This is a genomic window from Conexibacter woesei DSM 14684 (assembly GCF_000025265.1).
In the GTDB taxonomy this organism is placed as follows: domain Bacteria; phylum Actinomycetota; class Thermoleophilia; order Solirubrobacterales; family Solirubrobacteraceae; genus Conexibacter; species Conexibacter woesei.
Map to the genome: position 1 here is coordinate 3137727 of NC_013739.1, position 25651 is coordinate 3163377.

At 72.6% G+C, this 25651-nt stretch carries 25 protein-coding genes; 18 read left to right on the forward strand and 7 right to left on the reverse strand.

Annotated features, from left to right (window positions below; genetic code table 11):
- The first annotated feature begins 141 nt into the window (after positions 1–141).
- From CWOE_RS14640 to CWOE_RS14655, 4 genes are read left to right on the forward strand one after another with little or no spacing between them, the layout of a single operon-like run.
- Positions 142–1362 carry an ABC transporter ATP-binding protein gene (locus tag CWOE_RS14640; RefSeq protein WP_012934405.1) on the forward strand — a complete coding sequence of 407 codons (1221 nt, stop codon included), beginning with the start codon at positions 142–144 and terminating at the stop codon, positions 1360–1362.
- Positions 1359–2702, forward strand: coding sequence for an ABC transporter substrate-binding protein (locus tag CWOE_RS14645; protein WP_012934406.1), 1344 nt, complete (start codon positions 1359–1361; stop codon positions 2700–2702). The genes CWOE_RS14640 and CWOE_RS14645 overlap by 4 nt, the downstream gene beginning before the upstream one ends.
- Positions 2703–2705: 3 nt before the next feature.
- The gene (locus tag CWOE_RS14650; RefSeq protein ID WP_012934407.1) at positions 2706–4025 is read left to right on the forward strand and encodes an ABC transporter permease; all 1320 of its coding nucleotides are present in this window, start codon (positions 2706–2708) and stop codon (positions 4023–4025) included.
- On the forward strand, positions 4026–4943 hold the full coding sequence (locus CWOE_RS14655; protein ID WP_012934408.1) for a carbohydrate ABC transporter permease: 918 nt from the start codon (positions 4026–4028) through the stop codon (positions 4941–4943).
- Positions 4944–4986: 43 nt separating this feature from the next.
- Here the strand turns inward: CWOE_RS14655 and CWOE_RS14660 are convergent, their stop codons facing one another.
- A complete protein-coding gene (locus CWOE_RS14660; RefSeq protein WP_012934409.1) occupies positions 4987–5796 on the reverse strand; it encodes an IclR family transcriptional regulator in 810 nt (269 codons plus the stop codon).
- 180 nt (positions 5797–5976) lie between these two features.
- Here CWOE_RS14660 and CWOE_RS14665 point away from each other — a divergent pair, with 180 nt between their 5' ends.
- The 13 genes from CWOE_RS14665 (at position 5977) to CWOE_RS14725 (ending at position 19697) form a co-directional block, all read left to right on the forward strand.
- A complete protein-coding gene (locus CWOE_RS14665; RefSeq protein ID WP_012934410.1) occupies positions 5977–6756 on the forward strand; it encodes a creatininase family protein in 780 nt (259 codons plus the stop codon).
- Positions 6757–6861: 105 nt separating this feature from the next.
- The gene (locus CWOE_RS14670; RefSeq protein WP_012934411.1) at positions 6862–7587 is read left to right on the forward strand and encodes a bifunctional 4-hydroxy-2-oxoglutarate aldolase/2-dehydro-3-deoxy-phosphogluconate aldolase; all 726 of its coding nucleotides are present in this window, start codon (positions 6862–6864) and stop codon (positions 7585–7587) included.
- Positions 7584–8510, forward strand: coding sequence for a dihydrodipicolinate synthase family protein (locus tag CWOE_RS14675; protein ID WP_012934412.1), 927 nt, complete (start codon positions 7584–7586; stop codon positions 8508–8510). The genes CWOE_RS14670 and CWOE_RS14675 overlap by 4 nt, the downstream gene beginning before the upstream one ends.
- Complete coding sequence (locus CWOE_RS14680) at positions 8507–9652, forward strand: mandelate racemase/muconate lactonizing enzyme family protein (RefSeq protein ID WP_012934413.1); 1146 nt, start codon at positions 8507–8509, stop codon at positions 9650–9652. Before CWOE_RS14675 ends, CWOE_RS14680 begins: the two co-directional genes overlap by 4 nt.
- Complete coding sequence (locus CWOE_RS14685; RefSeq protein WP_012934414.1) at positions 9649–10533, forward strand: amidohydrolase family protein; 885 nt, start codon at positions 9649–9651, stop codon at positions 10531–10533. Before CWOE_RS14680 ends, CWOE_RS14685 begins: the two co-directional genes overlap by 4 nt.
- A 155-nt stretch (positions 10534–10688) precedes the next feature.
- Positions 10689–12386, forward strand: coding sequence for an ABC transporter substrate-binding protein (locus CWOE_RS14690; protein WP_012934415.1), 1698 nt, complete (start codon positions 10689–10691; stop codon positions 12384–12386).
- Positions 12387–12417: 31 nt separating this feature from the next.
- Positions 12418–13377, forward strand: coding sequence for an ABC transporter permease (locus CWOE_RS14695; RefSeq protein WP_012934416.1), 960 nt, complete (start codon positions 12418–12420; stop codon positions 13375–13377).
- Positions 13370–14272, forward strand: coding sequence for an oligopeptide ABC transporter permease (gene opp4C / locus CWOE_RS14700; RefSeq protein WP_012934417.1), 903 nt, complete (start codon positions 13370–13372; stop codon positions 14270–14272). The genes CWOE_RS14695 and opp4C overlap by 8 nt, the downstream gene beginning before the upstream one ends.
- Positions 14269–15294, forward strand: coding sequence for an ABC transporter ATP-binding protein (locus CWOE_RS14705; RefSeq protein ID WP_012934418.1), 1026 nt, complete (start codon positions 14269–14271; stop codon positions 15292–15294). The genes opp4C and CWOE_RS14705 overlap by 4 nt, the downstream gene beginning before the upstream one ends.
- On the forward strand, positions 15291–16397 hold the full coding sequence (locus CWOE_RS14710; RefSeq protein ID WP_012934419.1) for an ABC transporter ATP-binding protein: 1107 nt from the start codon (positions 15291–15293) through the stop codon (positions 16395–16397). Before CWOE_RS14705 ends, CWOE_RS14710 begins: the two co-directional genes overlap by 4 nt.
- Positions 16397–18022: a carboxypeptidase-like regulatory domain-containing protein gene (locus CWOE_RS14715; RefSeq protein ID WP_012934420.1), complete on the forward strand. Its 1626-nt coding sequence runs from the start codon at positions 16397–16399 to the stop codon at positions 18020–18022. The genes CWOE_RS14710 and CWOE_RS14715 overlap by 1 nt, the downstream gene beginning before the upstream one ends.
- Entirely contained in the window at positions 18019–18516 is a 498-nt protein-coding gene (locus CWOE_RS14720) for a RidA family protein (protein ID WP_012934421.1), read from the forward strand. Before CWOE_RS14715 ends, CWOE_RS14720 begins: the two co-directional genes overlap by 4 nt.
- A 47-nt stretch (positions 18517–18563) precedes the next feature.
- Entirely contained in the window at positions 18564–19697 is a 1134-nt protein-coding gene (locus CWOE_RS14725) for an MFS transporter (RefSeq protein ID WP_148261023.1), read from the forward strand.
- A gap of 12 nt (positions 19698–19709) precedes the next feature.
- On the opposite strand, the gene CWOE_RS14730 is transcribed toward CWOE_RS14725, so the two are convergent.
- Together CWOE_RS14730 and CWOE_RS14735 are read right to left on the reverse strand one after the other, a co-directional pair.
- On the reverse strand, positions 19710–20060 hold the full coding sequence (locus CWOE_RS14730; RefSeq protein WP_012934423.1) for a DUF3817 domain-containing protein: 351 nt from the start codon (positions 20058–20060) through the stop codon (positions 19710–19712).
- 59 nt (positions 20061–20119) lie between these two features.
- Positions 20120–21025, reverse strand: a complete 906-nt coding sequence (locus tag CWOE_RS14735) for a DMT family transporter (protein WP_012934424.1) — start codon at positions 21023–21025, stop codon at positions 20120–20122.
- A gap of 28 nt (positions 21026–21053) precedes the next feature.
- Between CWOE_RS14735 and CWOE_RS14740 the strand changes: the two genes are divergently transcribed.
- On the forward strand, positions 21054–21977 hold the full coding sequence (locus tag CWOE_RS14740; protein WP_012934425.1) for an aldo/keto reductase: 924 nt from the start codon (positions 21054–21056) through the stop codon (positions 21975–21977).
- Between the two features lie 45 nt (positions 21978–22022).
- Here CWOE_RS14740 and CWOE_RS14745 read toward each other — a convergent pair whose 3' ends face one another.
- From CWOE_RS14745 to CWOE_RS14760, 4 genes are all read right to left on the reverse strand, one after another.
- Positions 22023–23588 (reverse strand): DHA2 family efflux MFS transporter permease subunit, encoded by a 1566-nt coding sequence (locus CWOE_RS14745; RefSeq protein WP_012934426.1) that lies wholly within the window; start codon positions 23586–23588, stop codon positions 22023–22025.
- Between the two features lie 86 nt (positions 23589–23674).
- Positions 23675–24391, reverse strand: a complete 717-nt coding sequence (locus tag CWOE_RS14750) for a hypothetical protein (RefSeq protein ID WP_012934427.1) — start codon at positions 24389–24391, stop codon at positions 23675–23677.
- Positions 24388–25320: an ABC transporter ATP-binding protein gene (locus CWOE_RS14755; RefSeq protein ID WP_012934428.1), complete on the reverse strand. Its 933-nt coding sequence runs from the start codon at positions 25318–25320 to the stop codon at positions 24388–24390. Before CWOE_RS14755 ends, CWOE_RS14750 begins: the two co-directional genes overlap by 4 nt.
- A 79-nt stretch (positions 25321–25399) precedes the next feature.
- Positions 25400–25588, reverse strand: a complete 189-nt coding sequence (locus CWOE_RS14760; protein WP_012934429.1) for a hypothetical protein — start codon at positions 25586–25588, stop codon at positions 25400–25402.
- Positions 25589–25651: the final 63 nt, after the last annotated feature.

The following is a 25651-nucleotide window of genomic DNA, read 5'->3' on the forward strand; positions in this document are numbered from 1 at the left end:
GAAGCTGACCGATGGACGCTCGCGTGCACGCGTCCGCCCGCCGTTTGGGCGCCGCGACATGCGGGGTACGACCTTGGCTGGAGGAGGGGCTGTCGCTCCGGCGGGACGGGCCCTCGACAGTTTCAGGAAGGGGCGGTCTCGTTGGCCGAAGTCACGCTCGATCGCGTCAGCAAGGTGTACCCGGACGGCACCCGCGCGGTGTCCTCGATGGACCTGGAGATCGGCGACCAGGAGTTCATGGTGCTGGTCGGCCCCTCCGGCTGCGGCAAGACGACCGCGCTGCGGATGGTCGCGGGCCTGGAGGAGATCAGCGAGGGAGCGGTGAGAATCGGGGAGCGCGTCGTGAACGACGTCCCCTCGCGCGACCGCGACATCGCGATGGTCTTCCAGAGCTACGCGCTCTATCCGCACCTCTCCGTCTACGAGAACATCGCGTTCGGCCTGCGGCTGAAGAAGATCCCGAAGGACGAGATCGACAGACGCGTCAGAGAGGCCGCGCGCGTGCTCGACCTGACCGAGTGGCTCAAGCGCAAGCCGCGCAACCTCTCCGGCGGCCAGCGCCAGCGCGTCGCGATGGGCCGCGCGATCGTGCGCGAGCCGCAGGCGTTCCTGATGGACGAGCCGCTGTCGAACCTCGACGCGAAGCTGCGTGTGCAGATGCGCGCGGAGATCGCGCGGCTGCAGGACGACCTCGGCGTCACGACGATCTACGTCACGCACGACCAGATCGAGGCGATGACGATGGGCGACCGCGTCGCGGTGATGCGCAAGGGCAGACTGCAGCAGGTCGCCACGCCGCAGGAGCTGTACGACCACCCGGTCAACCTCTTCGTCGGCGGCTTCATCGGCAGCCCCGCGATGAACCTCGTCGAGGCGATCTTCGAGCAGGCGAACGGTGGCTTCGCGGTGAGACTGGGGGACCAGCGCCTGGGGCTGCCGCAGGATCTGGTCGACGCGCGCCCGGCGCTGTCGGAGTGGGTCGGGCGCGAGCTGGTGCTCGGGATCCGGCCCGAGTCGCTGGAGGACGCCGCGGAGACGGGCGCCGACACCCCGTCCGACCGGCGCCTCAGAGCGCAGGTGACGCTGCGCGAGGCGCTCGGCTCCGAGGTCGACATCCACGCGACGATCGCGGCGCGCCCGGCGCGGACCGACGAGGTCAAAGAGCTGGCGGCCGACAAGGGCCTGCAGTCGCTCGACGCCGAGGCGGCCGAGGCGACGATCGTCGGCCGGCTCGCGCCGCGCTCGAAGGCGGCCGAGGGCGACGCGATCGAGCTGGCCGTCGACACCACCGCACTGCATTTCTTCGATCCCGAGAGTGGGCTCGGAATCTACGACGCGAAGACGGAAGGAGCTACACCGTGACACGGCACCGCTTCAGGTTCTCAGCGCTCGCCGCGCTGCTCGTGCTCGCACTGGCGGTGCTCGCGGCCGGCTGCGGCGACGACGACGACGGCGGCGGTTCGACGACCTCCGGGGGAGGAGGCGCGTCAACGCAGGCGACCGACGTCAGAGGATCGGTCTCGGTGATCGGCATCTGGACCGGCGACGAGCAGAGATCGTTCCAGGCCGTCATCGACAAGTTCAACGAGACTTATCCGGACGTCACGGTGAGATACACCTCGGCCGGCGACAACCTGCCGACGGTCGTCGGCACCGCGGTCGAGGGCGGCAACCCGCCCGACATCGCGACGATCGCCCAGCCAGGGCTGATCAGAGACTTCCAGAGACGCGGCGCGCTGAGACCGATGGACTACGCGAGCGACACCATCAGCGCGAATTATGCGCCTGACTTCGTCAGACTTGGGACGATCGACGGGAGACTGTATTCGTTCGTCTTCAAGGGGGCCAACAAGTCGACCGTCTGGTACAACGTCGAGGCGTTCAGAAACGCTGGCGTCGACGATCCCGACGACTGGGCCGAGTTCCTCAGAAACGCCAGAACGCTCGGCGCCTCCGGCGTCCCGGCGTATTCGATCGCCGGTGCGGACGGATGGACGCTCACCGACCTGTTCGAGAACATCTACCTGCGCCAGGCCGGGCCGGAGAAGTACGACCAGCTCAGCGAGCACAGAATCCCGTGGACGGACCCGTCCGTGAGAGCGGCGCTGAGAACGATGGCCGAGGTGCTCGGTGACAGAGCGAACATCGTCGGCGGGACGCAGGGCGCGCTCCAGACGGAGTTCCCGGCGTCGGTCGAGAACGTCTTCGTCAATCCGGCCAGAGGCGCGCAGGTGATAGAGGGCGACTTCGTCCCCGGCGTCGTCGCGGAGTCGACGAGACTGAGAGCGGAGACCGGCTTCAACGTGTACTCGTTCCCAGAGATCGGCGACTCCGAGGACTACGTCGTCGGCGGTGGCGACTCGATCACGACGTTCCGCGACACGCCCGCGGTGAGAGCGTTCGTCGAGTTCCTCGCCTCGCCCGAGGGCGCGACCGTGTGGGCCGAGCGCGGCGGCTTCTCGTCGCCGAACAGAAGCGTCAGCGAGGACGCGTACCCGGACGAGATCACGCAGGAGGTCGCGACCGCTATCGCCGAAGCGAGAACGTTCCGCTTCGACATGTCCGACCTCGCGCCGGCCGCCTTCGGCGGCACGCCGAGCCAGGGCGAGTGGAAGATCCTGCAGGACTTCCTCGCGGACCCGAGCGACATAGACGGCACCGCGCAGGCGCTCGAGAACGCGGCCGCGAGAGCGTACAAGTAGGCCGTGGAGGCGGCGACCGTCAGCCAGGGTGGGAAGCGGCCGGGGCGCGGGCGCGCGCGCCTCGTCCCGCTGCTGTTTCTCGCCCCGGCACTGATCTTCCTCGTCGTCTGGATCATCTACCCGACCGGCTGGACGATCGTCCGCAGCTTCTTCGACCGCGACGGCGGCGACTTCGTCGCGTTCGACAACTACAAGGACATCTTCACCACCGACACGCTCCAGACGGCGATCAAGAACAACGTGATCTGGGTCGCGGTGGTGCCGGCGCTGGTGACCGCGATCGGGCTGATCTTCGCCGTCCTGACCGAGCGGATCCGCTGGTCGACGGCGTTCAAGACGGCGGTCTTCATGCCGATGGCGATCTCGCTCTTCGCGGCCGGCGTGATCTGGCGCGTGATGGACGAGAAGGACCCCAGCATGGGGACGATCAACGCGACGCTGAAGGTCGTCGACGACACCTTCGGCTCCGGCGGCGCGTTGACGACCGCGCAGCCGTCCTCGCCGCAGCTGACCGGCTCGACGACGAGCGGCTTCGTGCTCAGAAAACCGGTCAGAGCGGGCGGGACGGCGGTGCTCGGGCTGACCGCGATCCCGCCGGCCGACATGCCAGCCGACGCCAGACAGGCGCTCCAGCCGAGACCGGAGGCGGGCGCGATCACCGGCACCGTCTGGCGTGACTTCAGGCCCGGCGGCGGCAGACCGGGGGTGGTGGAGAGAGGCGAGCTGGGCCTGCCGGGGGTGACGGTCGAGCTGCGCGATCCGGGCGGCGGCGTGAAGGCGTCGACGACCAGCGACGCGACCGGCGCGTTCTCGTTCGGCGACGTCGGTTCCGGAGAGTTCAGAGTCGCGATCGGCTCGCAGACGTTCTCGGCCCCGTTCGAAGGCGTCTCGTGGCTGGGCGAGAAGCTGATCACGCCCGCGGTGATGATCGCCTACATCTGGGTCTGGGCCGGCTTCGCGATGGTGATCATCGCGGCGGGCCTGTCGTCGATCTCACGCGAGGTGCTGGAGGCCGCGCGGACCGACGGCGCGACCGAGTGGCAGGTCTTCAGGCGCGTGACGGTGCCGATGCTCGCGCCCGTCCTGTCGGTCGTCTTCATCACGATGATCATCAATGTCCTGAAGGTCTTCGACATCATCCTGTCGGTCGCGCCGCAGTCCTCGCAGGACGACGCGAACGTGATCGCGCTGGCGATGTGGCGGACGTCGTTCGGCGGCATCAACGACTTCGGCCTCGGCTCGGCGATCGCCGTCTTCCTGTTCCTGCTCGTGATCCCCGTCCTGGCGCTCAACATCCGGCGCTTCAAGCGGGAGGAGAACTAGATGTCCGCGTCAGCGTCGGGCGAGACCGCAGGCCAGGCCGTCACGGCTCCGCGCGCGAAGGCGGCGCATCCGGAGTCGTTCGCGGCGCGGATCGGGCGGGCGGTCTCGCGCGGGCCGCTGAACATCCTGCTGCTGCTGATCTCGGTGCTGTGGCTCGTGCCAACGCTCGGGTTGCTGTTCACCTCGCTGCTGCCGGCGAGCGAGATCACGACGAGAGGGTGGTGGAACGTCGTCGCCCACCCGAGCCTCGCGACATTCGACAACTACAGCGCGCTGTTCGACAACAGAGACATCATGAACGCGCTGTGGGTGACGGTGCAGATCGCAGTCGGCAACACGATCCTGCTCGTGGTCGTCGCGTCGCTCGCCGGCTACGCCTTCGCGTGGCTGAGATTCCCCGGTCGCGACTGGCTGTTCGTCGTCGTGATCGGCCTGCTCGTCGTGCCGCTGCAGGTCGCGCTGATCCCGATCTTCTCGCTCTACAACGACACCGGGCTGTTCGACACCGTGCTCGGGCTCGTGCTGTTCCACGTCGCGTTCGGGCTGCCGTTCGGCATCTTCCTGATGCGCAACTTCTTCGCCGGGATCCCGAGAGACATCCTCGAGTCGGCGCGGATCGACGGCGCCTCGGAGCTGAAGATCTTCGTGCGGCTGATCCTGCCGCTCGGCCTGCCGGCGATCGCGTCGCTGGCGATCTTCCAGTTCCTGTGGACGTGGAACGACCTGATCGTCGCGCTCACCTTCGGGCGCGACACGCAGCCGCTGACGGTCGCGATCTTCACCCAGACACGGCAGTTCGGCTCCAACATCGACCTGATCGCGCCGGCCTCGTTCCTGTCACTGGCGATCCCGCTGTGTGTCTTCCTCGCGTTCCAGCGCTACTTCGTGCAGGGGATGCTCGCCGGCTCGGTCAAGTAGCCGGCTCGGTCAAGTAGCCGGCGCGGTCAAGTAGCCGGCGCGGTCAAGTAGCCGGCGCGGGCGTGCCCCAGCCGCTCGGGACGGCACCGCCGAACGACGCGCTCAGCAGCGCGGCCGCGCCGCGCACCGCGTCGACCGCGCGCGTCAGGTCGTCGCCCAGCAGGCCGGCCGGGACGCTCGTGACGCTGAGCGCGAAGAGCGCACGGCCCCCGCTCGTGAAGACCGGGCTCGCGACGCAGCGGACGCCGAGCGTGCCCTCCTCGTCGTCGAGCGCGTAGCCGGCGGCGCGGATTCGCGCGAGCTCCTCGTGGAGCGCTTTGCGCGTGACGATCGAGCGCTCGGTCTGGCGCGGCAGCTCGTCGGTGGGGAAGAGCTCGTCGACGACGGCGGGGGAGAGCGTCGCGAGCAGCGCCTTCCCGAGCCCTGAGCAGTGCGCGTGCTCGCGCGTGCCGAGGCGCGCAGCGACCGACAGCCCGGAGCTCGGCAGCGCCCGCGCGACGTGCACGACCTCCGCACGCTCCAGCGCACCGACGTGGACCGTCTTGCCGAGCGCCTGCGACAGCTCCGAGATCACGGGCCGCAGCCGCGCCTCCGTGTCGTACTTGTTCGTGATCAGGACCGCCAGGCCGTGCGCCGCGACGCCGAGCTCGAAGCGGGTCGCGTCGTCATCGCTCGTGCGCATCGTCCAGCCGCCGCGCTCGAGCGCGTCGCAGAGGCGGTAGATCGTCGTGCGGTTGAGGCTGGTGGCGGTCGAGAGCTGGCCGGCGGTCATGCCCGACTCGCCGGCGGCCAGCTCGCGCAGCACCGCGAGCCCCTTTTCGAGACTGCTCAGATCGCCCGACGAGGCGGCCATCGCTCCTCCATTCGTGTCCCGACCCCCTGACGTGTTCGCCCAGCGTACTGCGACCGCGGTGGGCGGTGCGACAGGCGGCGCGGATGGTCTTGAGCTTGGTCCATGCGCGCCGTATGTTAGACCGAACGACAAGTTTGCTCAGCAAACGCGCTGGCCGAATGCGGAGAGGAGAGCTGAACCGTGACGACGCTGTTGTGGGAGCGAGCGACGCGAGAGCGGCTGCGGGCGCTGGCGCCGGAGGCGGTGGCCGTGCTGCCGGTCGGCGCCGTCGAGCAGCACGGACCGCACCTGCCGACGGGTACCGACGCGCTGGTCGCCGGCGCGGTCGCGCGCGCCGCCTGCGAGCGGCTGCCGGACGGCGTCACCGCGCTGCTGGCGCCGACGCTCGCGTACGGCTCGTCCGACCACCACCTGCCGTTCGGCGGCACGCTGTCGCTGTCGCCGGCGACGCTCGCGGCGGTGCTCGGCGACCTGCTGCGGTCGCTGCGCGCCGGCGGCTGCGAGCGCGCGTTGATCGTGAACGCGCACGGCGGCAACGCAGAGATCTGCGGCGCGGTCGCCCAGGCGGCCGCGATCGAGCACGACATGCTGGCGGCGGCGGTCTCGTATTGGCGGGTCTCTGCGCCGCCGGCCACGCTCGCCGGCTGGCCGTTCCCGGGGCACGCAGGCGCATACGAGACGTCGCTGGTGTTAGCGCTCGCCGGTGACGACGTCGACGTCGCCCAGCTCGCGCCGTCACCGGCGGTCGGCGGTAGGGGTGGCGAGCGGCGCGTGGACGGTGGGGCGCCGGCGGATCCGCTCGCCGGCACGGTCGTCGCCGACCCGCGCGCGTGGGTACGGCTCGGCGGCTGGACGGACGACCCGCGGGAGGCGAGTGCCGCGGCCGGGGAGGACGCGCTCGAGCGCGCCGCAAACGCGGTCGCCGACGTGATCGCGGCGCTCGCGCGTCGCGATCGCTGACAAATCGCTCTTCGTGCACCGAACGAGCACCGCCGAAAGCGAACGCGTCAGCGATCGAGCGAATTCCTTGCACTGCGTGTGTCGGTCTGCATATGCTGTTCGCAAATGGAGCTGAGCGTTCGAACTACGAACAGATCGAAGGCGATCGCCGGGCGGATCGAGGCCGAGCGCGTGCTCGCGATCGTGCGTCTGTCCGAGCCCGGCCGCGCGGCAGTCGCGGCGCGCGCCGTCGCTGCCGGCGGCCTGCGCGCCGTCGAGATCAGCCTGACGACCCCAGACGCGCTCATCGCGATCGAGCAGCTGACGTCGGTGGGCGGGGCGACGAGCGGCGCGGCTGGCGCGAGCGGCGCGGCAGGGGCGAGCGGTGCGGCGCTGCTGGTCGGCGCGGGGACGGTTCGCACTGTCGCAGACGCTGAGCTGGCGGTCGCGGCGGGGGCGCAGTTCCTGCTGTCGCCGCACCTCGCGCTCGACGTGCTCGCGTGGGCCGCGGAGCGGGACGTGCTCGCGATCCCCGGCGCCTTCACGCCGACCGACGTCGCGCGGGCGCTCGACGCCGGCGCCGCGCTGATCAAGCTGTTCCCCGCCCGCGCGCTCGGGCCCGCGTACGTGCGCGACCTGCTCGGTCCGTTCCCCGGCGCGCGGCTCGTGCCGACGGGCGGCGTCGGACCCGGCGACGCCGCCGACTACCTCCACGCCGGCGCGGCGGCCGTCGCGCTCGGCGGCGCGCTCGTCGACGACGCACGCGCGCTGCACCCAGACCGTCTCCAAGCGCTCGCCCGCACGATGCGGGCGGGCATCCCGTCAAACCCTGGCCCGGTGACCCGTACATGAAGATCGAAGGAATCCTTCCCGTCATCCCCACGCCGTTCGACGACGGCGGGGCGTTCGACGCCGGCAGCTTCCAACGGCTGCTCGACCACATGCTGCCGCACGTCGACGGCTACACGCTGCTCGGCAGCACGGGCGAGGCGCCGTCGATGACGACCGCCGAGCGGCTCGAGATCGCCGCCGCCGCGCTCGCGATGACGCCGGAGGACAAGCGGGTCGTCGTCGGCGTCACGCACACGTCGCTCGCGGACAGCGTCGCGATCGCCCGGCACGCCGCCGAGCACGGCGCGGCCGGCGTCCTGCTGGCGGCGCCGTACTACTTCCCGAACACGCCCGGCGGGCTCGGCGACCACCTCGCCGAGCTGGCGGCCGAGACCGACGTCGAGCTCGTCTTCTACGACAACCCGGCGCCGACCGCGACGAACGTCACCGCCGACCAGATCGTCGAGTACGCCGCACGCATCGACCGCCTCAACACCGTCAAGCTGACCGACCACGCGCTCGACAAGGTCGCCGCCTGGCAGGCGGCCGGCCTGCGCGTCCACGGCGGCGACGACCCGATCCTCTTCCGCTACCTCGACGCCGGCGTCGACGGCGTGATGATGATCGTTCCGGCGCTCTTCCCGGAGGCGTTCGCGGAGACGTGGCGCCGCCACCGCGCGGGCGACGCCGAGGGCGCGCTCGACGTCTTCTCCGCCGAGGTGCTGCCGTTCTCGCACGTCTTCGGGATCGGCGACGAGATCGTCACGACGAAGGCGCTGCTGGCGGAGATCGGCGTCTTCGCCTCCGACCGTGTGCGGCTCCCGCTCGCACCGGTCGACACGCGTCGCCGCGAGCTGCTCGCGCAGGCGCATCGGATCTGCCGCGCGCGCACCGACGCGCGCCTCAGCGGAGCCGTCGCGGCGAACGCGGGGGCGCGCGGGTGAGCGCGCCACGGCCGCGAGCGCGCGACGCGACCGTCGTCGCGCTGCAGACGCTGCGCGTCAGCCCGCGCGTGCGGGCCGAGCTGCTCGTCTCCGGCGCGCGCGGGACGCACGACCGCTCCGACTTCCTGCTCGTGCGCGTCGTCACCTCGGCCGGCGTCGAAGGGCTCGGCGAGGTCAGCGCGACGCTGACGTGGAGCGGCGAGGACGGCGCGACCGCCGAGCACGCGATCCGCAGCGCGCTCGCGCCCGCGATCGTCGGGCAGCCGCTCGTGCCGGTCGCAGCGCTGGAGGCGCGAATGGACCGCGCGCTCGCCGCCAGCCCGTTCACGAAGGCCGGCGTCTCGATCGCGCTGTGGGACGCGTACGCGCGCACGCTCGACGTGCCGCTCGCCGTCGCGCTCGGCGGCCCGTTGCGCGAGCAGGTGCCGATCAAGTGCTCGCTCTCAGGCGACGGCGAGCGGCTGCGCCGCACCTACGAGGCCGCGCGCGCCGCCGGCTTCCGCGCGTTCAAGGTGAAGGTCGGGCTCGACCCGGACTGCGACGCGGAGCGGCTGCGCCAGGCGCGCGCGCTCGCGGGCGAGCAGGCGTTCCTCGGCGCCGACGCGAACGGCGGCTGGTCGCGCGCGCAGGCGCGCCGCGCGGTCGCGCTGCTGCAAGCGCACGCGCCGGCGTTCGTCGAGCAGCCGCTCGCTCCCGGCGACCTCGCCGGCTTGCGCGAGCTGCGCGAGCGCAGCGACCTCCCGATCGTGCTCGACGAGAGCGTCTTCGGGCTGGAGGACCTCGTCGCCGCGCTGCGCGCGGAGGCGGCGGACGTCGTCAGCGTCTACGTCGGCAAGGCCGGCGGTCCGGCCCGCGCGGTCGAGCTGGCGCGCGTCGCGCACGCGTTCGGCGTCGAGTCGATCGTCGGCTCCAACGGCGAGCTGGGCGTCGGCGCCGCCGCGCAGGTGCACGTCGCCTGCGCCGCGCCGGGGCTCGCGCCCGCGATCCCATCCGACGTGATCGGCGCCCACTACTACGACGAGGACGTGCTCGCCGAGCCGCTGCCCGGCGACGGCGCGCACGTGCGCCTGCCGGACGCGCCGGGCCTCGGCGTGCGGCTGCGCGACGACCTGCTGGAGCAGCTGACGAGGGCCGCGGCGTGATCGTCGACGTCCACACCCACACGCCGACGCACCGCGAGCGCGTGCCGGACGACGAGCGGCTCGTCTACCCGGCGTGGCGCAACGACCGCCCCGTCGTGACGACGAACTCGTGGGCCGACTTCGACGCCGCGCAGTCCGGCGCGGACGTCTCGATCGTCTTCAACATCGCCGTGCCGGATCCGCTCGCGATGACCGGCCTGCCGTACGACCTCGAGACGTGCAACGACCGCACCGCGGCGTTCGTCGCCGCGGCGCCTGAGCGCCGGATCGGCTTCATGGGGCTCGACCCGCGCTGGGACGACCTCGTCGAGCAGGTCGACCGCTGTCAGGCGCTCGGGCTCGTCGGCATCAAGCTCGGACCCAACTACCAGGGCTTCGACCCGCTCTCTGACGCCGCGCACGCGCTCTACGCGCTCGCGGCCGAGCGCGGGCTGCCGATCCTCTTCCACCAGGGCACGTCGCCGATCCGCGAGGCGCCGATCCGCTTCGCTCATCCGCTGACGATGGACGAGATCGCGATCGCGCACCCCGAGCTGCGCGTCGTGATGGCGCACATGGGTCACCCGTGGCCGCGCGAGACGGCGGTCGTCGTGCGCAAGCACCCGCACGTCTACGCCGACGTCTCGTCGCTGATCCTGCGCCCGTGGATGTGCTGGGAGGCGCTGACGATGGCGCACGAGTGGGGGGCGACGGGCAAGCTGCTGCTCGGCTCCGACTTCCCCATCGCGACCGCCGGCGAGACGATCGCCGGGCTGCGAAGGGTCAACGAGATCGTCGAGGGGACGCGTCTTCCGCGCGTGCCGGAGGAGGCGATCGAGCGGATCGTCCACGCCGACGCGCTCGCCGCGCTCGGGCTCGAACTGCCGGCGGCGGCGCGATGACGCGCGTCGCTGGAGAGAACGTCGTGTTCGGTTGCACCACGCTGAATTCACCTGCGAGCGGCTTGCATCGCAGGTGGACCGACGGTAGAATTCGTATAGAGAACATTCCGTTCGTTTAACGAACAGAATGTGGTCGTCACGAGGAGAGAGACTCGATGGGTTCTGACGCATTGAGAAGGTCGCGGCGCGTGCTGGCGCCGCTCGCCGCGGTGCTCGCGGCGCTGCTCGTCCTGGCCGGCTGCGGCGGCGGCGGATCGGACCTGCCGGACGGCGTCACGCAGAGCGGTGACGCGAGCACCGCGGCCGCCGCGGACGGCGGTGCGGGCGGCGGATCCGCCGGCAGACTCGCGTTCACCCGCCTGGGTATCAACACGCCCGGCTTCGGCCCGTGGAACCAGAGCACGGGCAACGACGCGATCGTCAACTCGCTGCTGTTCTCGAACCTCGTGAAGGTCAGATCGGACGAGAGAACGCTCGCGCCCGACCTCGCCGAGAGCTGGGAGGCCTCCAGCGATCAGCGCACCTTCACGTTCAGACTGCGCGACGACGTCAGCTGGAGTGACGGCACGCCGTTCACCGCCAGAGACGTCGTCTTCACCGCGACGCAGGCGGCGCAGTTCGGGCCGGAAGCGTACGTCGGCTACCAGCCGACGCAGTGGCGCGACATCGAGGGCGGCGCCGAGATCGAGGGCACCAGCAGACCGCTGCGCGGCATCAGAGCGCTCGACGAGCACACCGTCGAGATCAGACTCGCGAAGCCGAACGCCGAGTACGTCCGCAACCTCACCGACGCGGTCTACTCGATCATGCCCGAGCACCTGCTCGCCGACGCGACCGCGGCGGACGTCAGAAGAACCGCCTTCGCGACGAGCAGACCGGTCGGAACGGGCCCGTACACGCTGACGCGGATCGCACCGAACCAGTACTACGAGTTCGCCGCCAACGACGGCTACTTCGGCGGCGCGCCGAAGATCGGGACGCTCTTCTTCAAGCTCGACGTCAAGCCCGAGTCTGCCGTCGCGCAGCTCGAGTCCGGCGAGCTGCAGCTCGTGATCAACGCGTCGCCGAACGACGAGTCGCGGCTGACGCGCGTCGACGGGCTCAGAAACGAGTACGTCGTCTCGCCGGCGGTGCAGATGCTGCAGTTCCGTACCGACCACCCGCAGGCGAGAGACGCGCGCGTGCGGCAGGCGATCTACTCCGCGATCGACCGCCGCGCGATGCTCAGAAGCCTCTTCGGCGACCACGGCGAGATCCGCTGGGTGCTGCCCGGCTTCGACCAGGAGGACCCCGCGCTCGATCGTTACGAGCACGACCCGCAGAAGGCGAGAGCGCTGCTCGCGGAGGCCGGCTTCGACGGCGACGCGCCGTTCAAGATCGCCTACGCGACCGACGTCGACCCGCTCTGGAGACAGATGACGCCGGTGATCCAGAAGAACCTGCAGGACGTCGGCATCAACGCCGTGCTGGAACCGCTCGACGCGGCCAAGTGGTCGGCCGCGAACGTCGACAGAAACCCGCAGACCCCGGTCACGCTCAACTCGGGTGGCGCGATGGGGCTCTCGCCCGACCGCAGCTCGGTCTACTACAACTGCAGAGCGCCGCTCTCGTCGTTCTACGCCAACTGCGACCTCGACGCGCTCTACGTGCAGGCGCGCGGCGAGGCCGATCCGGAGAGACGCGCGCAGCTGTACGCGAGAGCGGCGCAGATCCTCAACAGAGACGTGCCGCAGGCCGCGCTGTGGCAGACCGCGAACTTCCACGCCTACAGCGACAAGCTCGGCGGGACGTTCGCGATCTTCCCGAACGACCGCGACAGCGCGTTCGAGATCGCCGGCTGGACGCTCGGCTAGGCGCGCGGGGACGGACGGGAGAGCCTGAGCGATGGGTGCGTATGTGATCCGGCGGCTGGCGACCGGCGTGCTGGTGCTGCTGATCGTCTCCGTGCTGCTCTACCTCGGGCTCTCGCTCGCGCCCGGGGACGAGCTGACGGCGCGACTGTCGCCGGAGGTCGTCGCGCAGCTGAGCCACGAGCAGATCGCGCAGCAGCGCGCCGCGCTCGGGCTCGACCAGCCACTGCCGGTGCGCTACGCGCGCTGGCTCGGCGACGCGCTGCGCGGCGACCTCGGCTACTCGTCGGTCGACGGCGTCTCGGTCGCGGACGACCTGCGCCGGCACATCGGCCCGACCGTCCTGCTGCTCGGCACCGCGCTCGTGATCGGGACGCTGTTCGCGCTCGTGCTCGGTGTCGTCGCCGCGATCAAGCAGCACACCGCGATCGACTACGTGCTGTCGTCGCTGCCGGTCGTGCTGATCGGGATCCCCGGCTTCGTGCTCGCGCTCGGCGGGATCTACCTCTTCAGCGTCAAGCTCGGCTGGCTGCCGACGAGCGGCATGCACACGCTCGGCGACGACTCGCTCGGCGACCTCGTCAAGCACCTCGTGCTCCCGGCGAGCGTGCTCGCGATCGGCTTCGCCGCGCCGCTGCTGCGCTACACCCGCGCGAGCATGCTCGACGTGCTCGGCAGCGAGTACGTCACGACCGCCCGCGCGAAGGGCCTCTCCGGCCGCAGCGTGATCGTGCGGCACGCCTTCCGCAGCGCGCTGCTGCCGGTCATCACCGCGATCGGGATCAGACTGCCGGAGACGATCGCCGGCGCGGTGATCGTCGAGCAGGTCTTCGGCTGGCCCGGGATGGGACAGCTCGCGGTGCGCGCCGCGGCCGGTCGCGACATCGCGCTGATGCTCGGGATCGTGCTGCTCGTCGCCGTCACCGTGACGATCGTCAACCTCCTCGTCGACCTCGCCTACGCGAAGGCCGATCCGCGGGTGCGTCTTGCCTAGCGCGGCGCCGCCCGTCCTCGACGCGCCGCCGGCCGCCGTCCCGGTCACCGGCTCCGCGCGACGCGAGGCACTGCGGCGTTTCGCCGAGCACCGCCTCGCGCTCGCCGGCATCGCCGTGCTCGTGCTGATCGTCGCGCTGGCGGTGTTCGCGCCGCTCGTCGCGCCGGACGGGCCGACGGCGATCGACCTCGACGCCGTCAACCAGCCGCCCGGCGACGGGCACCTGCTCGGCACCGACGACGTCGGCCGCGACGTCTGGGCGCGGCTCGTCTACGGCGCGCGCACGTCGCTCGCGGTCGGCCTCGGCGCGGTCGCGATCGCGCTGCTCGTCGGCACCAGCGTCGGCCTCGCCGCCGGTTACCTCGGCCGCTGGGTCGACGCGACGCTGATGCGCGTGACGGATGCCGTGATGAGCGTGCCGCCGCTGCTGATGGTGATCGTCTTCGTCGCGATCGCCGGACCGAGCCTGACGTCGATCATCGTCGTGATCGCGCTGACGACGTGGCCGACGACGGCGCGGCTCGTGCGCGCGCAGGTACTGTCGCTGCGCGAGCGCGAGTTCATCGTCGCGGCGCGCGTGATCGGCGCCTCCGGACGCCGGATCGTGACGAGCCACCTGCTGCCGAACCTGCTCGGGCCGCTGTCGGTCGTCGGCACCTTCGGCGTCGCGAACGCGATCCTCGTGGAGGCCGGGCTGAGCTTCCTCGGCCTCGGCGTGCGGCCGCCGACGCCGAGCTGGGGTCAGATGGTCAACGCCGCGCAGTCGCCCGAGGTGCTGATCGACCGGCCGTGGATCTGGGTCCCGCCGGGCATCGCGATCGGCCTCGTCGTGCTGTCCGTCAACTTCATCGGCGACGGGCTGCGCGACGCCCTCGACCCGCGGAGCGAGAGATGAACGACCCCCTGCTGTCCGTGCGCGACCTGCACGTCGAGTTCAGGACGCGGCGCGGCACGGTCCGCGCCGTGCGCGGGCTCTCCTACGACGTCTGCCAAGGGGAGGCCGTCGGCCTCGTCGGCGAGTCCGGCTCGGGCAAGAGCGTCAGCGCGCTCGCCGTCCTCGGCCTGCTGCCGAGACGGACCGCGCGGATCGCCGCCGGCAGCATCAGGCTGCGCGGCGACGAGCTGGTCGGGCTCGGCGAGAAGCGGCTGCGCGCGCTGCGCGGTGCCGTCGTCTCGCTGATCTTCCAGGACCCGCTGTCGTCGCTGAACCCGGTGCTGACGATCGGCCGCCAGATCACCGAGCAGCTGGAGGCGCATGGCCGCGCCGAGGGCGCGGCGGCGCGGGCGCGCGCGGTCGAGCTGCTCGAACAGGTCGGGATCCCCGACGCGCCGCGCCGCGTCGACCAGCACCCGCACGAGCTGTCCGGCGGCATGCGCCAGCGCGCGATGATCGCGATGGCGCTGTCGTGCGAGCCGGCGCTCCTGATCGCCGACGAGCCGACGACCGCGCTCGACGTGACGATCCAGGCGCAGATCCTCGAGCTGCTGGCGGAGCTGCGCGAGACGCTCGGGATGAGCCTGCTGCTGATCACGCACGACCTCGGCGTCGTCGCCGGCTTCACCGACCGCGTCGCGGTCATGTACGCCGGGCGGATCGTCGAGCAGGGGCCGACCGAGCCGCTGCTCGCGCGGCCCGCGCACCCGTACGCGCAGGGGCTGCTCGCGTCGATCCCGCGGCTCGACCGCCCGCGCCAGGCGCAGCTGACGCCGATCCCGGGCGTGCCGCCGAACCTCGGCGCGGAGATCGCGGGCTGCCCGTTCCGGCCGCGCTGCGCCCACGCCGTCGAGCGCTGCGCCGCGGCCGACCCGCCGCTGGAGCCGTTGGAGGACGCCGGCTGGGATCCAGCGCGCAGCGTCGCCTGCTGGCGGCCGCGTCGCGAGGATCCGGCGCCCGACGCCGCGGCGGTGGTCGGATGAGCGCGCTCGACGCAGCGGGCGTGCACGCGGAGGACGGCGCCGGTGGCGCGCCGCTGCTGTCGGTCGAGCAGCTGCGCGTCTGGTTCCCGATCCGCGGCGGCGTGCTGCGCCGGCCGGTCGGCTGGATCCGCGCCGTCGACGACGTCTCGTTCACGCTCGCGCGCGGCGAGACGCTCGGGCTCGTCGGCGAGTCGGGCTCGGGCAAGTCGACCGTCGGCCGCGCGATCGTGCGCGTCAACGAGCCGCAGGAGGGCGCGATCCGGCTCGACGGGGACGACGCGCTCGGCAAGCCCGAACGCGATCTGCGCGGCTACCGCCGCCGTGTGCAGATGGTCTTCCAGGATCCGTACGCGAGCCTCGACCCGCGCCAGACCGTGCGTCAGGCGATCGGCGAGCCGCTGCGCGTCCACGGCCTCGCGCGCGGCGCCGCGCTCGACGCGCGCGTCGGCGAGCTGCTCGACGTCGTCGGGCTCGACCGCAGCTTCGCGGCGCGCTACCCGCACGAGTTCTCCGGCGGCCAGCGGCAGCGGATCGGGATCGCGCGGGCGCTCGCGGTCGAGCCGGACGTGATCGTCGCCGACGAGCCGATCAGCGCGCTCGACGTCTCGATCCAGGCGCAGGTGATCAACCTGCTCGCGGACCTCCAGGCGCGGCTCGGGATCGCCTACCTCTTCATCGCGCACGACCTCGCCGTCGTGCGCCACCTCGCCGACCGCGTCGCCGTGATGTACCTCGGCCGCGTCGTCGAGCTGGCGAGCGCGGAGGAGCTGTACGCGAATCCGCTCCACCCGTACACGCGCGCGCTGCTGTCGGCGGTCCCCGTGCCGGATGCGCGGCAGGAGCGGGCGCGGCGGCGGACGATCCTGCGCGGCGACGTGCCGAGCCCGGCGAACCCGCCGCGCGGCTGCGCGTTCCACACGCGCTGCCCGCTGCGCGAGCAGCTCGGCAACCCCGCGCGCTGCGCTGAGGAGCGGCCCGGGCTCGACGCGGCCCCCGGCGTCGGCGCCCCGCCCGCGCCAGCCGCGTCGCCGCACCGCGTCGCCTGCCACTTCGCCGACGCCGAGGCGCCGGCACCCGTCACCGAGAAGGAGCGAAGCACCTGATGCTGATCGGACACGTGAGCGACGAGCGCGACCTCGCGCTGGCCGGGGTCGAGGTCGAGCTTACGCCGGCCGAGGAGGGCGCGCACGGCGCGCTCGCGGCCGCCGTGCGCTCCACCGCGAGCGGCGCGATCCACGCCGACGTCGCGCCAGGCGAGTACCGGATCGTGCTCGCGCGCGACGGCTTCGGGCCGAAGCACGTCGTCGCGCGTGTCGCCCCGCAGGCGCCCCTCCGGCTGCGGCTGCTGTCCGACCGGCTGACCGGGTTCGTCTGGCCGAAGTGGTCGCGCGCGCCGGAGCACGCCGAGCTGCGGCTGCACGCGCCCGAGCCGATCCGCGCCGAGCTGTGGCGCTACGGTCTGCGCAAGGAGCTGGTCGAGCTGCTCGGCTGGTTCGACGACCACGGCCCGCGCGCGACGGCGCAGATCCTCCCGGACGGCGACTTCACGCAGACCGGCGTCGACTGGAACCGGCACGGCTACGCGAGCCCCGGCCACGTGCGGCGTGTCGCCGCGCCGCAGCGCTCGGGCCTCTACTACGTCCACGCCGAGACGCCCTCCGGCGGGTTCTTCGCGTTCCCGTGGGTCGTCGCCCCGGCCGCGCCGCAGGCCCGCATCGCGGTGCTCGCCGCGACGATGAACTGGAACGCGTACAACAACTTCGGCGGCCGCTCCAACTACGTCAACGCGGACGGGCTGCCGGCGACGCCGACGATCAACGCGCGGCTCGACCTCGACCGCTACCGGATCGGCCCGCAGACGACGCAGGCGGCGCCGAACGACGCCTATCCGCCGCTCTCCTACGAGCGGCCTGAGCTCGACTGTCACGTCGAGCGCGACGCGCAGGCGACCGACCCGATGAGCGGGCGGCTCGCGTCGACGCTGGCGCCCGGCCTCTGGCGGCTGCTCGCGTGGCTCGAACGCGAGGGCTACGCGTACGACCTCTACAGCGACCAGCAGCTGCACGACGGCACGCTCGATCTGGACGCCTACGACGCGCTGCTGACCGAGTCGCACCCGGAATACTGGTCGCGCGCGATGTACGAGCGCACGCGCGGCTGGGTCTTCGAGCGCGGCGGGCGGCTCGTCTACCTCGGCGGCAACGGGATCGACTGCGAGGTCGAGCCGGTCGGCGACGGCGCGGCGCGCTACCTGACGCAGCAGCCCGACCCGGACGATCCCGCCGACGCCGGGCTGGAGAGTCGCTTCCACCGCACCGTCGCGCCGCAGTCCGAGCTGCTCGGCGTCACCTTCACGCACGCCGGCGAGGGCACCGCGGCGCCGTACGCGGCGCTCGCCCCCGGCCACTGGGCGTTCGCGGGGACGGGGCTCGGCGCCGGTGGCGTCTTCGGCGCGAACTCGCTGCAGGAGCGGATCCCCGGCGGTGCGTCCGGGCACGAGACCGACAAGCGCAGCGCCAGTTCGCCCGACGACCTCGTCCTGCTCGCGCGCGGCCTCAACGCCGACGGCGGCGGCGCGGAGATGGTCTACCGCGACGTGCCGGGGCCGGGCGGCGAGGTCTTCAGCACCGGCTCGATCACCTGGATCGCGACGCTGCTCGTCGACGCCGCGACTTCGCGCGTCACTGCGAACGTGCTCGACCGCTTCGCGCCGGGGGCACGCGCATGACGCACGACACGTCCACGATCGCCGGCCGGCTCGCGGCGCTCGGCATCAGGCTGCAGCCCGCCGGCCCGGCCGCCGTCTGGCAGCTTCCGTCGAGCATCGACGAGCACGGCCTCGTCCACACCTGCGGTCAGGTGCCCGTGCTCGACGGCGAGCTGTTCGACGTCGGCGGTCCGCTGCTCGGCGAGGACGACGTCGAGCGCGGCCGCCGCGCCGCGCGCCAGAGCGCGATCAACGTGCTCGCCCAGCTCGACGCGGTCGCGGGCGGGCTCGAGAACGTCGTGCGCGTGCACAAGCTGACGGTCTTCGTCGCGAGCGGTCCGCAGTTCACGTGGCAGCCGCAGGTCGCGCACGGCGCGTCCGAGCTGATCCACGAGGTGCTCGGCGAGCCCGGGCGGCACGCCCGCTCGGCGATCGGCGTCGCGCAGCTGCCGCACGGCGTTCCGGTCGAGACGGAGGCCGTCGCGCGGGTTCGGGTGCCGCCGCCTGGAGGCTGACGGGCGCCGCACGACGCGCACGCGGGGGCGTGTGCCACATTGTGATCGTGGTCCCTCAGCGTCCGCGTGTCGCGACGGGCGTGATGTTCTTCCTCAGCGGTGTCGTGATCGGCACCTGGGCGGCGAACGTCCCGTTCGTGCGCGACCGTCTCGACATCTCGACGACGACGATCGGCTTCTGCCTGCTCGCGATGGCGGCAGGGTCGCTCGTCGCGATGCCGCTCGCCGGCCGTGAGCTGGCGCACCGCCCGAGCGCCGACCTGACCCGGCTCGGGGCGCTGGCCGTGCCGCTCGCCGGCGCGCTGCCGCTGCTGGCGCCGTCGGTTCCGACGCTGGCGCTCGCGCTGTTCGTGCTCGGCGCCGCGATCGGCCTGCTCGACGTCTCGATGAACGCGCACGGCGTCGCCGTCGAGCATGCCGCGCGGACGCCGGTCATGTCGTCGCTGCACGGCGGCTGGAGCCTCGGCGGCCTCGTCGGCGCCGGCGGCGTCGCGCTCGCCCACGCGCTCGGCGTCGACCCGCGCGTCGAGGCGATCGTCGCCGTCGCGCTGCTGCTCGCGCTCGGCGTCGCCGCCGGCCCGCACCTCGGCTCGATGTCGGCCGCCCAGGAGCGCGACGGCGCGCATGCGACGTTCGCGCGACCTTCGCGCGGCGCCCTGCTCGTCGGCACGCTCGTCTTCATGCTGTTCATGGCCGAGGGCGCGATGACGGACTGGTCGGCGCTCTACCTCGACCACGACCTCGAAACCGGCGCGACGGTCGCCGCGATCGGCTTCGGCGCGTTCTCCGGCGGCATGGCGCTGAGCCGCTTCTGCGGCGACCGGCTCAACCGTGTCGTCGGCCCGGGTCCGCTGCTGCGGGCCGGCTCGCTGACGGCGGCGCTGTCGATAGTCGTGATGCTGCTCGTCGGCGAGGCGTGGGTGGCGCTGCCGGCGCTGCTGCTCGTCGGCCTCGGCGTCGGCAACGGCGTGCCGCTGCTGTTCAGCGCGGCCGGGCGCGTGCGCGACATGGCGCCGGGACCGGCGATCGCCGCCGTCTCGACGCTGGGCTACTTCGGGCTGCTCGCCGGTCCGCCGCTGCTGGGCTTCGTGGCGGACGCGACGAGCATGCCGGCCGCGCTCTCGATCACCGCGCTGCTGACCGGGACGGTCGCGCTGTTCGCGGTGCGCGCCGAGCGCTAGACGAGGGTCGGATCAGGCGCCGAGCGAGCCGGCGGCCTCGCGCTCCTCGAGCTGTCTGCGCAGTATCAGGTCGCCGACGATCGAGCCGGGGGGACCGGTGGTCACGAGCGTGACGGCGGGGAACCACCAGCCCCATCGGCCGTCGACCGCGCCCTTGGCGGTGAGGCCGAGCAGCACGACGAAGCCGATGCCGTGGATCGGCCCGAGCAGGCTGACGGCGGAGTCGCTGCGGTCGATGAACGCGAAATAGATCAGCGCGATGAACAGGACGAGGTCGGCGATGCCGACGGCGAGGACGATGTTGAGCAGCCGCTTGGTGGAGGCGACGCTCGGCTCGTCGGTGGTGGGGAGGGCAGGAGGCATGGGACGGAAATGTAACCGCCCGCGCGCATCGGGACTGCGCCCAGCAACACGCGTGCAGCTCAGCGCGCGGCGCCGGCCGCCAGCCAGCGCTCGACGGGCGGGGGCAGGCGGCCGTCGGTCGACAGCCACGAGCCGAGCAGGATCAGCAGCAGACCGACGAGCGCGCCCGCGCCGGGCTGCTCGCCCAGCAGCGCGACGCCGAGCGCGAGCGCGATCACGGGATTGACGTAGGTGATGATCACCGCGCGGCTCGGCCCGGCGGTGCGCACGAGCACGGCGAACGCGACGAACGCCGCCGCGGTGCAGACGATCCCCAGCACGACGATCGCGGCGATCGCCCCGGTCGGCGGCACCTCCGTCGGCGGGTCGAGTGCCGCCAGCGGCGTCAGCACGAGCGCCGCGAGCGCGAGGCTGACGCCCATCGTCGCGCGGCCGTCGAGGTCGTTCAGACCGCGGCTCATGATCAGCGGCCCGCAGGCGTAGCCGGCCGCCGCGGCGACGATCGCGGCGATCCCGAGCAGCTCGTCGGCGCTGCCGGAGACGTCGATCCCGACGAGCGCGGCGACGCCGCCGAAGCCGAGCAGCATCCCGGCCAGGCGGCGGCCGGTCAGCCGCTCGCCGGGCGCGAAGCGCAGCGCCAGCAGCGAGGCGATCAGCGGCACCGTCGCGATCGCGATCGCCGTCGTGGAGGAGGAGACGTGCGTCTCGCCGAACGCGATCAGCGGGAACGGGATCGAGATCTCGACGACGGCGTAGGCGAGCAGCCAGCGGCCGCGGCCGCGCAGCGATCCGAGCGCTCTCGCGCGCCACGCGAGCGGCAGCAGCACGAGCGCCGCCAGCACGACGCGCGCCCACGCGACGAACGCCGGCGGGACGCCGTCGTCGACCGCGACCTTGATGAAGAGGTAGGGGATCCCCCAGAGGACCGACATCGTCGCGAAGGCGGCCCAGGCGCGCGGACTCATCCGGTCGAGGGTATGCAAGTGTGAGGTCATGGCTCGGATCGGTCTCGGACTCGCCGCCATCGGGCGGCCTGCGTACATCAACCTGGGACGTGCACGCGACCTCGGAGCGGACCGCTCCGTGCAGACGCTGCGCGCCGAAGCGGAGGAGCTGCTCGATGCCGCGCGCGCCGCCGGCGTGCGGTGGATCGACGCGGCGCGCTCCTACGGCCGCGCCGAGGAGTTCCTCGCCGGCTGGCTGCGATCGCGCATGATCGCCCCCGGGGAGCTGACGATCTCGTCGAAATGGGGCTACAGCTACGTCGGCGACTGGCGGATGGACGCCGAGGTGCACGAGCGCAAGCAGCTGAACGTCGAGCAGCTGCGCCGCCAGCTGGCCGAGACCCGCGCGCTGCTCGGCGAACATCTGACGCTCTACGCAATCCACTCGGCGACGATCGAGAGCGGCGTGCTCGACGACGCCGAGGTGCTCGGCGAGCTGGCGCGGCTGCGCTCCGACGGCGTCCAGATCGGCCTCTCGACCTCGGGGCCGGCGCAGGCGGACACGATCGATCGTGCGGTCGAGTCGGGCGCGTTCGATGCCGTCCAGGCGACGTGGAACCTCTACGAGCGCTCCGCCGGGCCGGCGCTGGAGCGGGCGCACGCGGCCGGGATGACCGTGCTCGTGAAGGAAGGCGTCGCGAACGGCCGCCTCGCGGCGGACGCCGCGCCGCCCGAGCTGCGCGCCGTCGCCGCCGAGCTGGGCGCGACGCCCGACGCCGTGGCATTGGCTGGGATCGCCGCGCGTGCGTGGGTCGACGTCGTCTTGAGCGGCGCGGTGACCCCGGCGATGCTGCGCTCGAACCTCGTCGCGGCCGAGATCGAATGGAGTGACGATCTGGAGGCCCGCTTGGCTCCGCTGCAGCGCGCTCCGGATCAGTACTGGGCCGAGCGCGCCGCCCTGCCCTGGAGCTGAGGTGCGTCGATTTGGTGCCCTAGAGGGGCACCGAACTGACGCAGGTCAGGCCGGTGGCGCCGCTGACGGGACCGGCTCCGCGTCCGTCGCCGGGCGCTTGCGCAGGACCAGCACGGCGACGATCGCCGCCAGCGCCAGGACGACGGCGGCGACCGCGAACGCCGAGGCGACCGCGCCCGTGACGGCGTCGAGCAGCGGCGAGATCAGCTTCAGGATGTCGGCGGGAAGGCCCCGGTCGGTGGCTCCGGAGGAGGCGACGCCGTTCATCGCGTGCTCGATCTGCTGCACGTCGCGCGGCGGGAAGCCGTAGCGCTGCTCGAACACGTCGCCGATCCGCGCGCTCTGGCGGTGCGCGACGATCGTCCCCATCACCGCGACGCCGAGCGTCGCGCCGACCTGGCGGATCGTCTGGAGCAGCGCGGACGCTTGCGCTCGGAGCTGCGGCTCGACCGCGTTCATCGCGTCGGTGTTGGCCGGCGTCATCATCACGCCGAGGCCGATCCCCATCACGACGTAGCCGGGCACGAGCCAGTCGTAGTCACGGTGGTGCAGGACCGCGGCCACCCACACGAGCGCAAGCGCCCCGAGGCCGCAGCCGAGCGTGACGGGGCCGCGCGGGCCGATGCGGTCGTAGAGCGCGCCGGCGCGCGGCGCGATCAGCAGGATCGGGAGCGTCAGCGGCAGCAGCGAGAGGCCGGCCTCGATCGCGGTGAAGCCGAGCACGTCCTGGACCCACACGGCGCCGAGCACGGCGACGCCCGTCATCGCGAACTGGACGGCGGCGAGCACGATCCCGTCGGCGGTGAAGTTCGCGCTCCTGAACAGCCGCAGCTCGACGAGCGGCTCTCTCCGGCTCAGCTCCCACAGGATCGTCGCGGGCAGCAGCACCGCGGCGGCGACGAGCAGCCCGATCGTCGCGGGCGAGTCCCAGCCCCACGCGCGCGACTGCATCAGCCCGAGCACGAGGCACGAGAGCGACAGCACGATCAGCGGGACGCCGCCCCAGTCGACGCGGCCGGGCCGCGGCGGCGTGTCGGGCAGCGTCACGCGCGCGGCGAGCAGCAGCGCGATCCCGACGGGCAGGTTGACGAAGAAGACCGCGCGCCAGGAGACGAGGTCGGTCAGCAGGCCGCCGATCAGCGGCCCGAGCGCGAGGAAGACCATCGAGACGCCGGCGTAGATCCCCATCGCGCGGCCGCGCTCCTCGGCGCCGAAGGCGTTCGCGACGAGCGCGCCGGTCGCCGGTGTCAGCAGCGCCGCGCCGAGGCCCTGCACCGCGCGGGCGCTGATGATCCACGCCTCCGACTCGGCGAAGCCGCACGCGGCCGAGGCGAGCACGAAGATCGCCGCGCCCAGGCGAAACGCCCGGTCGTTTCCGATCAGGTCGCCGACGCGGCCCCCGAGCGCGACGAACGCGGCGAGCGTGAGCAGGTAGGCGTTGACGACCCACTGCAGGCCTATCGTCGAGACGGCGAGGTCGGCCTGGATCGTCGGCAGCGCGACCGCGACGACGGTCTGGTCGATCAGGATCATCGACAGCGAGCCGGTCATCGTCGCGAGGATCCACCAGCGGCGGTTGTCCTCGTTCAAGGTCGGGAGCGAGCGGGCCATCCCACCCGCTTTCGGCGCGTGGCGCCCGCGACTTGAGCGCGGGCGCGGCACCGGCGCGCCCGCGCGCGTGTGCGCGTCTGCGCGCTTCAGACGTCGGAGCGGCGGACGACGGCGATCCCGCCCGCCAGCACCGCGAGGCTGAGGCCGACCACGACGGCGAGCGCACCGACGTAGCTGAGCGCGTGCTCGACGCCGGGCTCGGTCAGCGTGCTGCCCGCGGCGGTGATGCCGTAGTCGGACCAGAAGCCGAGCCGCGCGACCAGCACGCCTTCGAGCACGAAGTAGACGAGCACGAACAGCGTGATCGCCGAGCCGACATGCCGCGTGACGCCGCCGAAGCCGGTCCCGGCGACCGCGAGCGTGACGGTGACGATCACCGCCCCGGCGATCGCCGAGAGCGTCTCGCCGGAGGTCCACGGCCACGGGGCGTCGCTGCTCGACAGCCAGATCGCCGTCAGGCTCAGCAGGAAGGCGACGCACAGCAGCGCCGCCGCCGCGCCGACGATCGCCGCCGCCGCGGCCTTCGCCGCGACGATCCGCTCGCGCCGCGGCTCCAGCGTGAACGCGGTCGTGATCGTGCGCAGCTCGAACTCGCGCGCGCACGCCGAGGCGCCGAGCGCGGCGGCCAGCAGGGCGGTCAGCACGATCAGCCCGAGCACCTCCTGCGGCGCTCTGTCCAATCTGTCGGTCTGCGTCAGGATCGCGATCGCGATCGGCAGCGGCCCGAGCACCGCGACCACCAGCAGCAGCCACGTCGTGCGGACCGTGCGCAGCTTCTCCAGCTCCACCAGCAGGAGGTTCACGTGCGCAGCCCCAGCCCGGAGGTGAGCGCGAGGTAGCGCTCCTCGAGTCCGTCCTCGTCCTCGACGAGACGGTGGACGGGGATCTGCGCGGCGTGGGCGATCTCGCCGACGGTGCGCGCGTCGGTCCCGCCGACGATCAGCTCGGCGTCCGGCGGCGGCTCGGCCCCGGTGGTCGCGGTGCCGCCGTCGAGCCCGTCGCCGGTGACGACGAAGCCTCTCGCCCGCAGCCGCGTGCCGAGCACGCGGGGGTTGCCGCACTGCACGCGGACGCGCCGCTCGCGCACGGAGCGGAGGCTCGCGAGCGGCCCCTGCGTCACGAGCCGGCCCTGCGCGATCACGACGACGTCGTCGGCGAGGCGCTCCATCTCGGGCAGCAGGTGACTGGAGACGAGGATCGTCTTGCCCTCGTCGGCCAGCTCGCGCAGCAGCGCGCGGAGCCAGTGGATGCCGGCGGGGTCGAGGCCGTTCGCCGGCTCGTCGGCGAGCAGCAGCGGCGTGTCGGCGAGCAGCGCGCGAGCGAGCGCAAGCCGCTGTCTCATCCCGAGCGAAAGCGTCCCGATCCGCTTGCGGGCGGCGGTCGTCAGGCCGACGCGGTCGAGCAGCTCGTCGGCGCGCTCGGTCGTCGTCGAGGCGGCGTACGCCTGCAGGTGCAGCTCGTCGCGGACGCGGCGGCCGGGGTGGAAGGCGCCGCCGTCGAGCACCGCGGCGACCGCGCCGGGGCGCGGGTGCTCGTGCGGCTCACGACCGTCGATCAGCACGCGGCCGCCGGTCGGGTGGACGAGGCCGAGGATCATCTTGATCGTCTGCGTCTTGCCGGCGCCGTTGGGGCCGAGGAAGCCCGTCACGCGGCCGCGTTCGGCGGTGAACGACAGCCCGTCGACGACGGTCTCGCCCTTGTAGCGCTTCGTGAGTCCTTCGACGGCGAGCATCGGCGCTCCGCAGTCTAGGTGGGCGTTGCGGCCGGCGGCCATACGGGTGACACGAGCGTTCCGGGCGCGTCGGCGCGGCTCACTGCCGGGCGTGCTCGTGCGCGGTGAGGACGCGCGGCGGCGGCGTTGCGAACTCGACCTCGCCGCCGGTGCCGGCCGGCGCACGCTCGGACGTCACGCCGGCGAAGCCGACGCCGGCGATCGCGATCGTGACGATGCTGGCGAGCAGCAGCAGGACGATCCGGGGGCGAGAGCGCGAGGTGGACATCGCGTCGGATCCTCTCGCGCGGGACGCTCCGCGTCTGCGACGCCAGCCGGTGTCGTGGGGTGG